This is a genomic window from Rhizobium sp. NXC24 (assembly GCF_002944315.1).
GTDB lineage: Bacteria > Pseudomonadota > Alphaproteobacteria > Rhizobiales > Rhizobiaceae > Rhizobium.
Map to the genome: position 1 here is coordinate 3,470,139 of NZ_CP024311.1, position 14,629 is coordinate 3,484,767.

The following is a 14,629-nucleotide window of genomic DNA, read 5'->3' on the forward strand; positions in this document are numbered from 1 at the left end:
CTCTTCGATCAGCGGCAGTTCCGAAGCCGCGCTCTTCATCGGGAGCAAAGAAGTAATCGCGGCGCCGATCTCTGTCCATAGCCGCCACGAACGTTATCAGCAGAACGTGAGGGATGAGAACTGCGCTTCTCATTGTGGCTTATTTCGGCCTTTATTGACCAGATAGGTTCGGCGGCATTAACTGAAGCACGGGCATTGTTGCGAGGGACAGGTGAGAATTCTTCTGGTCGAGGACGACGATATGATCGGCGGCGCGGTTCGCGACCATATTGCCGCGTCCCCGCATGCCATAGACTGGGTGAAAAACCTCGCCGATGCGCAAGAGGTTACCAGCGCCGTGCACTATGGCCTCATCCTGCTTGATTTGCAGCTTCCCGACGGCATCGGCATCGACTTCCTCAAGAAACTGCGCCGCAAACCGGACGAGACGCCGGTCATCATTCTGACTGCGCGCGACCAGATTTCCGACCGTATCGAGGGCCTGAACAGCGGTGCCGACGATTATCTCGTCAAGCCTTTCAATCTCGGCGAGCTTACAGCCCGCATCATGGCGGTGGCCCGCCGTTACAGCGGCAGTCCGCAGCCCACCGTTCGTTTAGCCGATCTCGAAATCGACCTGCCGCAACGGCGCATTACGCTCTCCGGCAAGGATGTCGTGCTGACCGGCCGGGAATGGGCGGTCCTCGATCTGCTGGTTGCGCGACCGGGCGCCATCGTCTCGAAGGACCAGATAGAAGAAGCGCTTTATGCTTTCGGTTCGGAAATCGAAAGCAACACGGTGGAGGTCTATGTCAGCCGCCTGCGCAAGAAGATCGGCAAGGACCGCATCCGCACGGCCCGCGGCGTCGGCTATTGCCTGGGTGAAAGATGACGCAGCGCAAAAGTCTCAACCGCACCAGCATCACCCGCCGCCTGATCGCGGCGCTGACCGGCACGGTCGTCCTCTTTTGGCTGATCGCCGTCGGCATCGGCGTCTATGTGGTCAACAAGGAGCTCGCCGAGACCTTCGATGGCGCATTGCAGGAAACCGCCCAACGCCTGATGCCTCTGGTGGTCGACGATCTTGCCGATCGCGATCCCTCCGCCGATCCGCAAACCCTCGAAAATATGGAGAGGGGACTGAACCGGGAATACCTGACCTACCAGGTGCTCGACGCGACGGGCAAGCTCATCCTGCATTCCCATGATGCACCGAAGATACCCTACGACGTGCCATTGAAGATCGGTTTCCACAACACGCCGAAATACCGAATCTACACAGAATCCTCTTTGAACGGCACACTCTTCCTGCATGTCGCCGACGCCTTCAAGAATCGCCGGGAAGCCTCGCGGGAGAGCGGCGTCGCCCTGCTCTGGCCGCTGCTTGCCCTCATCCCCGGCAGCGTCGTCGCCATCTGGTTCATCGTCGGCCGCTCGCTTCGGCCGATCGACCGGTTGCGGTTGGAAATCGCCACCAAGGATGGCGGCAACATGGCCCCGTTGGAGAGCGACCCGTTGCCCCGCGAGCTGCAGCCGATAGGCCGTTCCGTCAATCTGCTCCTCGGCCGCCTGCGCTCGGCTCTCGAGGCCGAACGTGAATTCACCGCCAACAGCGCCCACGAACTGCGCACGCCGATCGCCGGCGCGCTCGCGCAGACGCAGCGGCTGATCGCCGAACTGCCGAAAGGGCCTCTCGCCGAACGCGCCGGACGAATCGAGACCTCGCTCTCCAATCTCGGCCGCCTGGCGGAAAAGCTGCTGCAGCTCTCCCGCGCCCAGGCCGGCATTGGCACTGGCGACAAGCCCGCCGATCTGATCGCCATCATCGAAACAGTCATCGGCGACTACGACCGGGATACGGGTACGGCGGGCCGCATTCTCCTGGAGAACGAGGCCGACGGGAAGCTGATCCGCAACGTCGATATCGACGCCTTCGCCATCGCCATCCGTAACCTCATCGAAAACGCCTTGATTCATGGTCCGACCGATGACGAGGTGACCGTCAGGATCGGCCAGGCAGGAACGATCCATATCCTGAATGGCGGCAATGTGCTGTCGCAAGAAGAACTGGCCGATCTGAAAAAACGTTTCTGGCGCGGCAATACGAAAGCTTCCGGCTCCGGCCTCGGCCTTGCCATCGCCGAGCGCATCGTCGAGCAGATCGGCGGCCGCCTCGATCTTTTCTCCCCCGCTACCGATAAGGTGGACGGTTTCGAGGCCAGGATCATCCCACCCGAAGCCTGATCACGCCGAGACCGGAGCACCGCGCGGAATGGCCTTGCAAAGACCGGCAAAGGGTGCGAGCAAGCGCAAGACGTTCCCTGCAGGCCAATATTCATGATCGTTTCTTTCGATATCGGGGGCTCCGCCATCAAAGGCGGCATCGCCCATTCCATGATGGACATCACGCCGCTCGCCCGCCGCCCGACGCCGAAGTACGACTTCGGCGAATTCGTCCAAGCTTTGCGCGCTGTCATCGCCGAGGCCGGCGAGACGCCGGATTGCATTTCCTTTTCCATTGCCGGCGTTGTGGACCCCGATACGCAGGCACTCACCTGTGCCAACATTCCCTGCATCAACGGCCGGCGCCTTGCCGCCGAACTGGAAGCGGAACTCGGCTATCCCGTGCTGATCGCCAACGATGCCGATTGCTTCGCCATGGCGGAAGCAATGTCCGGCGCGGGACGCGGCCATCGCATCGTCTTCGGCGCCATTCTCGGCACCGGCGTCGGCGGCGGCCTGGTGGCGGATGGCCGCCTCGTCAATGCCGCCGGCGGCTTTGCTGGCGAGTGGGGGCACGGTCCGATCATCGCTTCCTTTGCCGGCAGTCCGCCGGCGGTCATCCCCGCCTATCCCTGTGGCTGCGGCCAGAAGGGATGTGTCGACACCATTGGCGGCGCTCGTGGCGTCGAGCGGTTGCACAGGACCCTGCATGGGTTGGAATTTTCCAGCGAAGAGATCATCGGCCAATGGCTTGAGGGCGATGCCAAGGCCGAGCGGACGATCGATGTCTTGGTCGATCTCGTCGCCTCGCCCCTGGCGCTGACCGTCAACATCACCGGCGCAACCATCGTTCCGGTCGGCGGCGGCCTTTCCAATGTCGAACCCCTGCTGGCGCGGCTGGACACGGCGGTGCGCGCCCGCATTCTCCGCAAGTTCGACCGCCCGCTCGTCGTGCCGAGCGAATGCAAGGTCGAGCCCGGCCTGATCGGCGCGGCCTTGCTTGGACTGAAATTTGCCGAAGAGCGCAGCCATGTTGCTTGAGGTCTGCGTCGAGGATATTGCCGGGCTCAATGCCGCCATCGCCGGTGGCGCCGATCGCATCGAGCTTTGCAGCGCGCTGGCCGTCGGCGGTCTCACGCCGAGCGCCGGGCTGATGGCGGCTGCGGCGCGTGCGCCCATTCCCGCCTATGCCATGATCCGCCCGCGCGCCGGCAGCTTCGTCTATTCGGCCGATGAACAAGACATCATGAAGAGCGACATAGACGCCGCCCGCCACGCCGGTCTGCCGGGTGTCGTGCTCGGCGCCTCCCTGCCGGACGGCCGCCTCGACAGCGATACGCTCCGCGCGCTCGCCGATCATGTGGGAAGCCTCGGCAAGACATTGCATCGCGCCTTCGATCTCGTTCCCGATATCGAGGAGGCAGTGGAGCTCGCCATTTCCCTCGGCTTCGAGCGCATTCTGACCTCGGGCCGCGCGAAAACGGCCGCGGAAGGGCCCCCCGCTTTGGAACAGGCGATCGCCGTTGCCGCCGGCCGCATCTCCATCATGCCCGGTTCGGGCGTCAATATTGGAACTGTCGACAAGCTCTGGCCGCGCCTTGCGATCACCGAAATCCACGCTTCCTGCGCCGTTGCTGCCCCGGAAACGGATGAACACCTGCTCGCCTTCGGATTTTCCACACCTATGGTGCGCCGCACCGACGCAGCGACCGTTCTGGCGCTCAAGGCACATTTCGCCTGAAGGCTGCGATTTGACAAAAAACGGTAGAGTGATCAATCGTTCATAAACGCATATTCTGTAGCTATGGATCGGCTGCGGAATGCCAACCCATTGCAGTTAAGCAGGTTTCCTCTGGAGTAGCTGTAGATCTAAACCATGTCGGTGGCGCCACCTCGCAAGAAAAGCAGAGCTGTCTTCTGGATTGCGACGATCGTCATCGGCTCGATCATTTTGGCGACCGCGTTGCTTGCTAACGATATGCGCAATCTAAGGGCGCTCGATGCTCGTTATCATCTCGATCTGTTCAGCGGGTCGGCCCAGCCAGCCTCACCTCCGGTCGTAACAGCCGCCGCCCCACAAACCGCCGCCGCCAATCCGAAACCAGCCGAAACCCCTGGCACAAAGAGTGCGACAGCCAATCCCGGGGTCACGACAACCGCGCCAGCACAGAAGCAGGCCACGCGCGTCAAAAAAGCGGCAACGCCAAAACCAGCCCGGCGCTCCCACTTATTCGACCCGCCCGTCGATGCCCTGCGCGGCGCCTTCGTGCGAAGCTGGCGAATAAAGGGCGAGACGCTTTGCGCCGACCTTTCGAAATCGGGCCTGTCCGTTGGCGAATGGAGGCAGAGCGCGCTTGACGCTGGAACCTTCGAATGCAGCTACGAGATTCAGAAAGGCGGCAACGGTGACCGCAATGCTGCGTCGTTCTTCATCATCGTCCGTGGTGCGTCGACCGGAGAGCTCGACAATATCCGTATCAAGGTGATCATGCCCGACAATGCGGATGGCAGGGCGATCGGCGAGACATTTATCGACGCCGTCGTCCTGCTGCTGACCGAAACCCGCTGGCTCGATTTCCAGCCGGCGCTCGAAGCGATCGGCAAGCTGCAGGACGTGACGCTGGAAGCTTTCGGCACAAAGCTCAGCTTCTTCCGGGAATTCCGGAACGACAGAAGCTTCAATCTTCAGCTAAGCCTCCAGAGGAAAACGCCGGAACAGATCCGCACCGCCATCGTCTTCGACAAGGCGCGATGGACGCTGCGGTCGCCGCCACCCGTCACATATCAAACCGCTCGCGAAAATTTTACATGGCGTTCGCGATGAAGGGTCGCTGTTCTCACCGCGCAACGATGGTGGTCAAATATCGCCAATCTTGATGGCCGGTGAATCTGCGCCGTCAGGCCGCAATGGCCGACGGACGCGGATGGACGAGGTGGTCGCGCAGGACCGAGCCGGAGCGGTCGACCTCCTGCAGCAGCACGTCATAGCTCCAAAGATCGGCAAGGTGCTGCAGCACGCGTTTGGCATCAATATCCTCCAGCAGGCCGCCGTTCAGCACCGTATGCTTGAGCATGAGCCGCCGGTCGCCGGCAAGATCGACATCGACAATCTCGATATGCGGATCGATCCAGCCGACATCATATTGCCGCGCCAGTTCGCGCCGGATGCGCTTGTAACCGCGTTCGTCATGGATAGCCGCCACCAGCAATCCCTCCTCCTCTTCCGGATCGTCCGTGAGGTGGAACATGCGCATCTTGCGCATCAGATGCGGGCTGAGGAACTGCGATACGAAGCTCTCGTCGCGGTAATTCGCCCAGAGGTCGCGCAGTACTCCCATAGTGTCCCCACACCCGGCGATATCGGGGAACCATTGCCGGTCCTCGTCCTTCGGCTTGGTCACGATCCGCTCGATGTCCTGCATCATCGCAAAACCGATCGCATAGGGATTGAAACCGGAAAAGCGCGGATCGTTGAAGGAAGGCTGGAAGACGACATTGGTATGCGATTTCAGGAATTCGAGGAAATCGCCGTCGCCGATGCCGCCGAGTTCGTGCAGCCGAGTCATGATGCGGTAATGCACGTAGGTCGCCGTGCCCTCATTCATGACCTTGGTCTGGCTTTGCGGATAGAAATATTGCGCCACATGCCGGACGATGCGCAGGATCTCCCGCTGCCACGGCTTCATCCGCGGCGCCATCTTCTCCAGGAAATAGAGGATATTTTCCTGCGGCAGGCCGGTGAGCGAACGCCGGTGCTCCAAATCGAGGTCAGGCGCCTTCTTGCCCTTTACGACCGGAACCGTCCGCCAGAGATCGTTGAAGATCCGTTCGTCATATTCGCGCCGCTCGCGCTCGCGCCTTTCCTCATCGCGAAGATCGAGCGTCTTCTTGCCGGCATAACGGTGGACACCATGCGACATCAGCGCATGCGCGGCATCCAGCGTCCGCTCCACGGCGGCATGGCCATAGCGCTCCTCGCAGCGGGCAATATAGCCCTTGGCGAAGTTGAGGTAATCGAGAATACCCTCCGCATCCGTCCAGAGCTTGAAGAGGTAATTGTTCTTGAAGAAATGATTGTGCCCGAAGGCGGCGTGGGCGACCACCAGCGCCTGCATCGTCGCCGTATTTTCCTCCATCAGATAGGAGATGCAAGGCGAACTGTTGATGACGATCTCATAGGCAAGCCCGCGCAGACCCTTGCGATAAAAAGCCTCGTGATGAGCAAAATGCTTGCCGAAGGACCAATGCTTGTAGAACAGCGGCATGCCGATCGAGGAATAGACGTCGAGCATCTGTTCGGCGGTGATGATCTCGATCTGGTTGGGATAAACGTCGAGGCCGAGCTCGTCGAGGGCGATGCGCTCGCAGGCATTGTGGATCCGCTGGATGGTGGCGAAGTCCCAGTCCGCACCGTCAAAAAGCCGCTCCATCGATGCCTTTGCCATTATCCGCTCCTGGTTTCCGCCGCCCGGCGCTGAAAGAGATCATGGAAGACGGGGTAGATCTGGCTGCGATCGCTAACGCGGCGCATCGACAGCACGGGCCACCCCACCTGAATGCGCTCATAGAGCGACCAAAGCGCCGAGCCGGAAGAGATCGCGACGCTGCGCGCCTCCCCCACCTCCAGATAGGCGAAATACTGGCTAACCGGCAGGATGGCACTGGTGAGAAGCGCCGCCGCCGTCGCATTGTCCGAATAGGCGTTGTCGCCATCCGATGCCTGCGCCGCGTAGATGTTCCAGTCCGATGGCGGGAAACGATCGTGAACGATCCGCCGCATGGCTTCGAGAGCGCTCGACACCTGCGTGCCGCCGGTCGCCGGACTGCGGAAGAAGGTCTCCTCATCCACCTCTTCGGCCACGTCCGTATGGCGGATGAAGACGATCTCGACGCGGCGATACTGCCGCGTCAGGAAGATGTAGAGCAGCATGTAGAAGCGCTTGGCCAGATCCTTCATGTGCTCCGACATCGAGCCGGAAACATCCATCAGGCAGAACATGACGGCCTGTGCCACCGGCTTCGGCTCGTTCTCGAAACGGCGGTAGCGGATATCGATTGGGTCGATATAGGGAATACGCCGGACTTTCGATTCCAGCACCTTGATCTCAGCCTCGAGCGCGGCGCGGCGTTCCTCATCCTTGCATTCGGCCGCCTCCGCGATGAGTTCGGCGACGGTCTCGGGCTTCGGACGGTGCAGCGCCACGCGCCGCATCATCGCCAGCCGCATGGTGCGGTTGATGGCAAGATTGGCCGGCGATCCCGTTACCGAATAGCCCGATCGTACCGGATTGGGCTGATCGGTGGTCGTCAGCCGCTTCTTGGCAAGATCGGGAAGTTCAAGATCGTCGAGGAAAAGATCGAGGAACTCCTCGCGGGTCAGGATGAAGCGGAAGGCGTCTTCGCCACTGCCCTCGCCGCCGGCCCGCCCCCTTCCGCCACCGCTCTCTGGCCGCGGAAGGATATCGCCTTCAAGGAAGTCCTTGTTGCCGGGAAGGATATGCTCATGCAGGCCCTCTGGGCCGCGATGGAACCGGGGCTCCTCGGTTCCATCAAGGGGAATGCTGATCTCACCGCCCTTCAGAATATCCTGAATGTCGCGATTTTGAGAGGATTCATAGACCGCTCTCTGCACCAGCGCTTTTGCTCTTCGCAAAAACCGTTGACGATTTTCTAGACTTTTGCCGCCTGGATTCAGGCGCCGGTCAACAATGTGCATTCCTTCTTCCTTGGTGGCTCATCCTGCCTGTTTCACACGCATGTACCATTCCACAAGCCGCCGAACCTGACGCTCGGTATAGCCCCGCGCCATCATGCGTTCGACGAATTCGCCATGTTTCTTTTCCGTCTCGCCATCCTTCTTGGATCCGAACGAGATCACCGGCAGGAGGTCCTCGACCTGGGAGAACATCCGCTTTTCGATGACTTCGCGAATCTTCTCGTAACTCGTCCAGGACGGATTCTTTCCGCCGTGGCTTGCCCGCGCCCGCAAGCAGAACTTGACGATCTCGTTGCGGAAGTCCTTCGGATTGGCGATACCCGCCGGCTTTTCGATCTTGGTCAGTTCCTGGTTGAGAAGCTCTCGGTCCAAAAGCTGGCCGGTATCCGGATCCTTGAAATCCACATCCTCGATCCAGGCATCGGCGTAATCGACATAACGGTCAAAGAGATTCTGGCCGTAATCCGCATAAGATTCCAGATAGGCCTTTTGAATCTCATGTCCAATAAATTCCGCGTAGCGCGGCCCGAGCTCGCTCTTGATGAATTCGATGTAGAGCTTTTCGGTTTCGAGCGGCAGTTGCTCGCGACGGATCGCCTGCTCCAGCATATACATCAGATGCACCGGATCGGCACCGATCTCGGTCGTATCGTAGTTGAAGGTCGCCGCCAGCACCTTGAAGGCGAAGCGGGTCGAAGCCCCGTCCATGCCCTCGTCGACACCGGCCGCATCGCGATACTCCTGCACGCTGCGCGCCCTCGGATCTGTCTCCTTCAGGCTTTCGCCGTCATAGACCCGAAGCTTGGAGAAGGCCGTCGAGTTCTCGTGCTTGGCAAGCCTCGTCAGAACCGTGAAGCGAGCAAGCGTTTCCAGCGTCGACGGCGCACAGGGCGCGTCGCTAAGCTCGGATTCCTCGATCAGCTTCTCGTAGATCTTCTGTTCTTCGGTGACCCGCAAGCAATAAGGCACCTTCACGACGCAGATACGGTCGATGAACGCCTCATTGTTCTTGTTGGCCTTGAAGGTCTGCCATTCCGACTCGTTCGAGTGGGCGAGAATGATGCCCGAGAAGGGAATGGCGCCGATATTCTCGGTGCCGATGTAATTGCCTTCCTGCGTCGCCGTCAGCAGCGGATGCAACATCTTGATCGGCGCCTTGAACATCTCAACGAATTCGAGAATGCCCTGGTTGGCGCGATTGAGCGCACCGGAATAGCTGTAGGCGTCGGGATCGTTCTGCGCCAGGCTCTCGAGCTTGCGGATATCGACCTTGCCGACCAGCGAGGAGATGTCCTGGTTGTTTTCATCACCCGGTTCGGTCTTGGCGACGGCGATTTGTCGCAGCCTTGACGGCTGTATCCTGACCACGCGGAACCGCGAAATGTCGCCCTCGAACTCTTCCAGCCGCTTCAGGCACCACGGGCTCATCAGCCCGGTCAGGCGCCGGCGCGGAATGCCGTAGCGCTCCTCGACCATCGGCCCCATGGTCACGGGATCGAAGACGCTGAGCGGGCTTTCGAACACTGGACTGAGCTCGTTGCCGGCTTTCAGCACATAGATGGGGTGGACCTCCATCAGCGACTTCAGCCGCTCGGCGAGCGAGGATTTACCGCCGCCGACAGGCCCGAGCAGATAGAGGATCTGCTTGCGCTCCTCCAACCCCTGCGCCGCATGGCGGAAGAAGGCGACGATACGTTCGATCGTCTCTTCCATACCGAAGAAGCCGGAGAAAGCCGGATAGGTTCGGATGGTTCGGTTCATGAAGATACGCCCGAGGCGGGTATCCTTGGCCGTATCGATCAGCAGTGGTTCACCCATCGCGGCCAGCAGGCGCTCCGACGCATTCGCGTACATGAGCGGATCATCCCGGCTCGCTTCCAGGTATTCGGAGAATGACATCTCGACTTCGCGCCGTGCTTCGAAAGAACGGGCGAACGTGTTGAATAGCACATCGTTGTTTAACATGGCGCCTCGATAGCTTGCTATTGCAATAAACGCCGGACTTAACGGGATCACTTCCCGCTAGTATCTAAGGTGCGGTAATAGTCGCTTCGAATCAATAGGTGACCCTTCAATAATTCGTACGCTTGATTGCATTAGCCATCAATATCTTGAAAGGTTCTTTCACCGGAATTAATAATGAATACCTCTAAAGTTGCGAAGTTTGTCCGATTCTCCACCATTAGACGCGCTTGACAGCCCCTGCAAAAGCGCGAGCCAGGCTCGCCCTTTCTGATGGCCTGAAGCCGCGATATTCCGCTTGAAACAAAGGGAAAATTCAGGGTCGGAAAAGTGCGAGGAATCTAAGCTCCCCCACCGGCCACTTGCAGGACGTGGATAACACCAGGGATTGCCGTGCTGCATATCGGCCACGCCGCTTTGCTGATAGCCGATACGGCTGCCGCAGATCCGATGATATTGTGAAGATAAGAATGGTGCCCAGGACCGGAATCGAACCAGTGACACGCGGATTTTCAATCCGCTGCTCTACCAACTGAGCTACCTGGGCATCCTTGCTTCGCGCTGATCGGAAGGTCTTGGAAGACCCTGGGCGGTTGGTTCGCCCCGGAAGCGAGCGGGGTTATAGCATCTTGTTCGCCCATGTCCAGCCGCAAATGACTCTTTTTTGACAGGAAATGGATTTTTGGCAATTCGCGAATAAAATGAAAGGCTTCGTGGAAATGGCGAAGCACCTATTCCTCGTCGGACGCCTTGGTCTCGTCCTCGGCAACGGGAATGGCATAGGCGCCGTTCAACCACCGCGACAGATCGAGTGAGCGGCAGCGATCAGAGCAGAAGGGATAATGCTCGCGCACCGAAGGTCGCCCGCATTCCGCGCAAGCCCGTGTCTTGCGCAGCGGCTCGATCTTTGCCCCCACCTTGATCTTGTCGTCGTCCGCCATGACGATCATCCTTCCTGCCATTCCGCGTAGACGTCGAATCCTTCGCCCGCGAGAAGCAGCATGGTTTCATAAAGTGGCAATCCAACGACATTCGTGTAGGAGCCGATCAGCTTCTGCACGAAGGAGCCGGCGAGCCCCTGTATGCCATAGGCACCCGCCTTGCCGCGCCATTGGCCGGAGGCGAGATACATATCGATATCCTTGCCGGACAGCCGCTTGAAGCGGACTTTGGTCTCGACCACCTTCTGGCGCAGCTTGCGGTCCGGCGTGATCAGGCAGATGCCGGTATAGACGACATGGCTGCGGCCGGAGAGCAGATGCAGCGCAGAAGACGCCTCTTCGACGAATTCCGCTTTCGGCAGGATTCGCCGGCCGACGGCGACGACCGTATCGGCGGCGAGGATATAGCTTCCCTGCCAGGCGACGTCGCCCTTTACCGCCGCAAACGCCGCCTCGCTTTTTTCCGTCGAAAGCCGGCGCGCCAGCGAGCGCGGGTGCTCCGACTTCTTCGGAGCCTCGTCGATATCCATGGGCATCAGGCGCGCCGCTTCAATTCCCGCCTGATGCAGGAGGTCGACGCGGCGCGGCGATCCGGAGGCCAGTATCAGCTTGTGTTTCAGCGCCATAAAACCTCGACCGTGACAGGCGGCATTTCGGAGGGCCGGCTCGGATGCGAGCTGCGGACTACTTGAAACGATAGGTGATGCGGCCCTTGGTCAGGTCGTAGGGTGTCATTTCCACGAGCACCTTGTCGCCGGCGAGAACCCGGATGCGGTTCTTGCGCATGCGGCCGGCGGTGTGAGCGATGATCTCATGCTCATTTTCCAGCTTCACACGGAAGGTCGCGTTCGGCAGCAATTCGGTGACGACACCGGGAAATTCAAGGACTTCTTCTTTCGGCATTAAAGCTTCTTTTCCTGTGGGGTTGATGCCGGCTTCCATGACAAAAAGTAAGGCCGCCGGAATTTTGCGCGGAAACTACACAATCGTCGCGGTTTTGTGAACCTCGTTGATAAGGCTTTCTGCATTTGTTTAACGAGACACTCTAAAGAGAGCCGCGATGCTCGACCAGCCGGCTTTCGATCAGGCCGAGCAGATAGTCTCTCACCTCGCGATACGCATTGAGAATCTGCTCGCGCGTGCCGCCGGCGACCGAGGGATCGATGGTCGGCCAATAGATGACATCGATGGCATTGGCGCGCGTCAGTTCGAGAGCCGCATGATGTGCTTCGGGAGACAGCGTGATGATGACGTCGAAGAAATCATCCTCCAGCTCCTCCAGCGTCTGCGGCTGCCGGCGCCCGAGCGAGAGACCGATCTCGCCGAGGACGACATCCACGAACGGGTTGCGTTCGCCTGCGCGCACGCCCGCCGAGGCGACATAGGTGCCCTGCGGCAGCATTCCGCGCGCGATCGCCTCGGCCATCGGCGAGCGGATGGTGTTGAGCCCGCACATGAACAGAATGGCACCGGGCGGCTTCCCATTATGTTCGATAGCCTTCGGCTGTTCCATTGCCGTCACCCGCGCCAGTAGAGCACGCAGACGAGTGTGAAAAGCCGCCGGGCCGTATCGAAATCCACGATGATCTTACCCTTCAGCCGGTCCATCAGCGTCCGCGAGCCTTCATTGTGAATGCCGCGGCGGCCCATGTCGATCGCCTCGATGCGGCTGGGGGTGGCGGAACGGATAGCCTCGTAATAGCTTTCGCAGATCATGAAGTAGTCCTTCACGATCCTGCGGAACGGCGTCAGCGACAGAATGTGAGTGGCGACGACGCCCCCCTCTTCCGTGCGGATATCGAAGACGAGCTTCTGGTCGACCAGAGACAGGCTCAGCCGATAAGGCCCGCCGCCATGGCCGACGGGCTCGAAACTGTTTTCCTCGATCAGATCGAAAATGGCGACGGCGCGCTCGTGCTCGACATCGGGCGTCGAACGGCCGATCGTGTCGTCCAGGATCACGTCGCTCAGCCGGAAGACGCCTTCAGCCATGCCTTATCCTTCGAGATTGAGGCGGATCGCAACGGATCGCGCATGGGCATCGAGCCCTTCGGAATTGGCGAGCGCGATCGCCGCAGGCCCAAGCGTGCGCAACTGCTCGGGACCGAGCCTCAGGATCGAGGTGCGCTTGACGAAATCAAGCACCGAAAGCCCGGACGAGAAGCGCGCGGAGCGGGCCGTCGGCAGCACGTGGTTGGAGCCGCCGACATAATCGCCGATCACTTCCGGCGTATGACGCCCGACGAAGATCGCGCCGGCATTGCGAATGCCGGCCAGCAGCGCATCCGGATCGTCGACGGCAAGCTCGACATGTTCGGCGGCGATACGGTTGGCGAGCGGAACGGCCTGCTTCAGATCGGAAACCAGGATGATGGCGCCGAAATCCCGCCAGCTCGCGGTCGCCGTCTGCGACCGGCCGAGCTGCTTGAGCTGCCGCGCGACGGCGCCTTCGACGGCCTTGCCGAGCGCGGCGTCATCGGTGATCAGGATCGACTGCGCGCCCTCGTCATGCTCGGCCTGCGCCAGGAGATCGGCGGCGAGCCAATCCGGATCATTGTGCTTGTCGGCGATGACGAGCACTTCCGAAGGGCCGGCGATCATGTCGATGCCGACGGTGCCGAAAACCTGCCGCTTGGCGGCGGCAACATAGGCATTGCCCGGGCCGGTGATCTTAGCGACGGGGGCGATCGTTTCCGTGCCGTAGGCAAGTGCCGCAATCGCCTGCGCCCCGCCGACGCGGTAAATCTCCTCGACGCCGGCCATGCGGGCCGCCGCGAGAACAGCCGGATTGACCGCGCCCTTCATGGTTGGCACGGCGATGACGACGCGATCGACGCCGGCGACCTTGGCCGGCACGGCATTCATCAACACCGAACTCGGATAGCTCGCCGTGCCGCCGGGCACATAGAGGCCGACGGCTTCGATCGCCGTCCAGCGCGAGCCGAGACCGACGCCGAGAGCGTCTTCATAAATATCATCCTTGGGCAATTGCCGGCGATGATGCGATTCGATGCGGGTGGCGGCGACTTTGAGCGCGCCCAGCACTTCGGCGGGGACGGCGGCAACCGCCGCATCGATCTCCGCTTCGCTGACACGCATCGGCGTGACGGCGAAATCGATACCCTCGAATTTCCTGGAATAATCGGCGAGAGCCGCATCTCCGCGCGCCCGTACATCATCGATGATGGCGCGTACGACGGCGTTCACATCCTCGGATACTTCCCGCTTGGTCGTCAGAAAAGCGGCGAACTGCTGTTCGAATCCTTCCGATGCCTGATCCAGCCAGATAGCCAACGCTGATAATCCTCTTCCTTCGGGGCCGCCGCACGCGGCGAAAACTCGTACGCCTACTTGGCCTCGTCCGGATGACTGGGCTTATTAGCCGTTTCCCACGCGCCGCCGATATCTGCAAGCTGAACTTCGATACATTCGACATCGAGCGCGATCGTCGCCTTGCCGGCGAGCGTCAGCTCGATCGTGCCATCCGGCCCTTCGCCCTTTTGATCGAAGCGGATGGCGAGCAGCGACAGCACCTCGTCGCGCTGGCGCCGGTCGACGCCGTTGGAGCGCACCGCCAGCACCCGCTTGAACACCAGCGCCGAGCGATGACGCTCGAACGGCTTGCCCTTCTGATCCGACACTTCCCAGACGAAACGGTTGGCGGCAACGGAAAACTGCCCGAGCCGCGGCGCATAGGACATGTCGGAAACCTTGAAGACGCTGTCCTGCATATGCGCGGAGATCACGCCCAAATCTTCGTTGTCGAGCGCCATTAGCTTGAGATTGGTCATTCGCCTGATATCCCCGA

Annotated in this window: 15 protein-coding genes and 1 tRNA gene; 5 read left to right on the forward strand and 11 right to left on the reverse strand. The window is 60.6% G+C overall.

The features are described from left to right. The first annotated feature begins 211 nt into the window (after positions 1-211). The 5 genes from NXC24_RS17055 to NXC24_RS17075 all read left to right on the forward strand — a co-directional run bounded on the left by NXC24_RS17055 (position 212) and on the right by NXC24_RS17075 (position 5,026). Positions 212-871, forward strand: a complete 660-nt coding sequence (locus NXC24_RS17055; protein WP_104824378.1) for a response regulator transcription factor — start codon at positions 212-214, stop codon at positions 869-871. Continuing rightward, on the forward strand, positions 868-2,223 hold the full coding sequence (locus tag NXC24_RS17060) for an ATP-binding protein (protein WP_104824379.1): 1,356 nt from the start codon (positions 868-870) through the stop codon (positions 2,221-2,223). Before NXC24_RS17055 ends, NXC24_RS17060 begins: the two co-directional genes overlap by 4 nt. A gap of 93 nt (positions 2,224-2,316) precedes the next feature. Beyond that, positions 2,317-3,243: an ROK family protein gene (locus tag NXC24_RS17065; protein ID WP_104824380.1), complete on the forward strand. Its 927-nt coding sequence runs from the start codon at positions 2,317-2,319 to the stop codon at positions 3,241-3,243. Then, positions 3,233-3,943 (forward strand): copper homeostasis protein CutC, encoded by a 711-nt coding sequence (locus NXC24_RS17070; RefSeq protein WP_104824381.1) that lies wholly within the window; start codon positions 3,233-3,235, stop codon positions 3,941-3,943. The genes NXC24_RS17065 and NXC24_RS17070 overlap by 11 nt, the downstream gene beginning before the upstream one ends. A 135-nt stretch (positions 3,944-4,078) precedes the next feature. After that, positions 4,079-5,026 (forward strand): DUF6030 family protein, encoded by a 948-nt coding sequence (locus NXC24_RS17075; RefSeq protein ID WP_104824382.1) that lies wholly within the window; start codon positions 4,079-4,081, stop codon positions 5,024-5,026. A gap of 73 nt (positions 5,027-5,099) precedes the next feature. Here NXC24_RS17075 and NXC24_RS17080 read toward each other — a convergent pair whose 3' ends face one another. The 11 genes from NXC24_RS17080 to NXC24_RS17135 all read right to left on the reverse strand — a co-directional run bounded on the left by NXC24_RS17080 (position 5,100) and on the right by NXC24_RS17135 (position 14,612). Then, positions 5,100-6,647 (reverse strand): SpoVR family protein, encoded by a 1,548-nt coding sequence (locus tag NXC24_RS17080; protein WP_104824383.1) that lies wholly within the window; start codon positions 6,645-6,647, stop codon positions 5,100-5,102. Beyond that, positions 6,647-7,918 (reverse strand): YeaH/YhbH family protein, encoded by a 1,272-nt coding sequence (locus NXC24_RS17085; RefSeq protein WP_104824384.1) that lies wholly within the window; start codon positions 7,916-7,918, stop codon positions 6,647-6,649. Before NXC24_RS17085 ends, NXC24_RS17080 begins: the two co-directional genes overlap by 1 nt. A gap of 18 nt (positions 7,919-7,936) precedes the next feature. Beyond that, complete coding sequence (locus NXC24_RS17090; protein ID WP_104824385.1) at positions 7,937-9,883, reverse strand: PrkA family serine protein kinase; 1,947 nt, start codon at positions 9,881-9,883, stop codon at positions 7,937-7,939. Between the two features lie 468 nt (positions 9,884-10,351). Next, positions 10,352-10,427, reverse strand: a tRNA-Phe gene (locus tag NXC24_RS17095). A 184-nt stretch (positions 10,428-10,611) separates the two neighbouring features. Next, positions 10,612-10,821, reverse strand: coding sequence for a DNA gyrase inhibitor YacG (gene yacG / locus NXC24_RS17105; protein WP_104825218.1), 210 nt, complete (start codon positions 10,819-10,821; stop codon positions 10,612-10,614). Between the two features lie 5 nt (positions 10,822-10,826). Next, entirely contained in the window at positions 10,827-11,447 is a 621-nt protein-coding gene (locus tag NXC24_RS17110; RefSeq protein ID WP_104824387.1) for a Maf-like protein, read from the reverse strand. A gap of 58 nt (positions 11,448-11,505) precedes the next feature. Next, a complete protein-coding gene (gene infA, locus NXC24_RS17115) occupies positions 11,506-11,724 on the reverse strand; it encodes a translation initiation factor IF-1 (protein ID WP_004117876.1) in 219 nt (72 codons plus the stop codon). 142 nt (positions 11,725-11,866) lie between these two features. Further along, positions 11,867-12,334: a low molecular weight phosphatase family protein gene (locus tag NXC24_RS17120; protein WP_104824388.1), complete on the reverse strand. Its 468-nt coding sequence runs from the start codon at positions 12,332-12,334 to the stop codon at positions 11,867-11,869. 5 nt (positions 12,335-12,339) lie between these two features. Beyond that, complete coding sequence (locus NXC24_RS17125) at positions 12,340-12,813, reverse strand: UPF0262 family protein (protein WP_104824389.1); 474 nt, start codon at positions 12,811-12,813, stop codon at positions 12,340-12,342. Positions 12,814-12,816: 3 nt separating this feature from the next. Next, a complete protein-coding gene (gene hisD / locus NXC24_RS17130; RefSeq protein ID WP_104824390.1) occupies positions 12,817-14,115 on the reverse strand; it encodes a histidinol dehydrogenase in 1,299 nt (432 codons plus the stop codon). A 53-nt stretch (positions 14,116-14,168) separates the two neighbouring features. Next, the gene (locus tag NXC24_RS17135) at positions 14,169-14,612 is read right to left on the reverse strand and encodes a DUF2948 family protein (RefSeq protein WP_104824391.1); all 444 of its coding nucleotides are present in this window, start codon (positions 14,610-14,612) and stop codon (positions 14,169-14,171) included. Positions 14,613-14,629 lie beyond the last annotated feature (17 nt).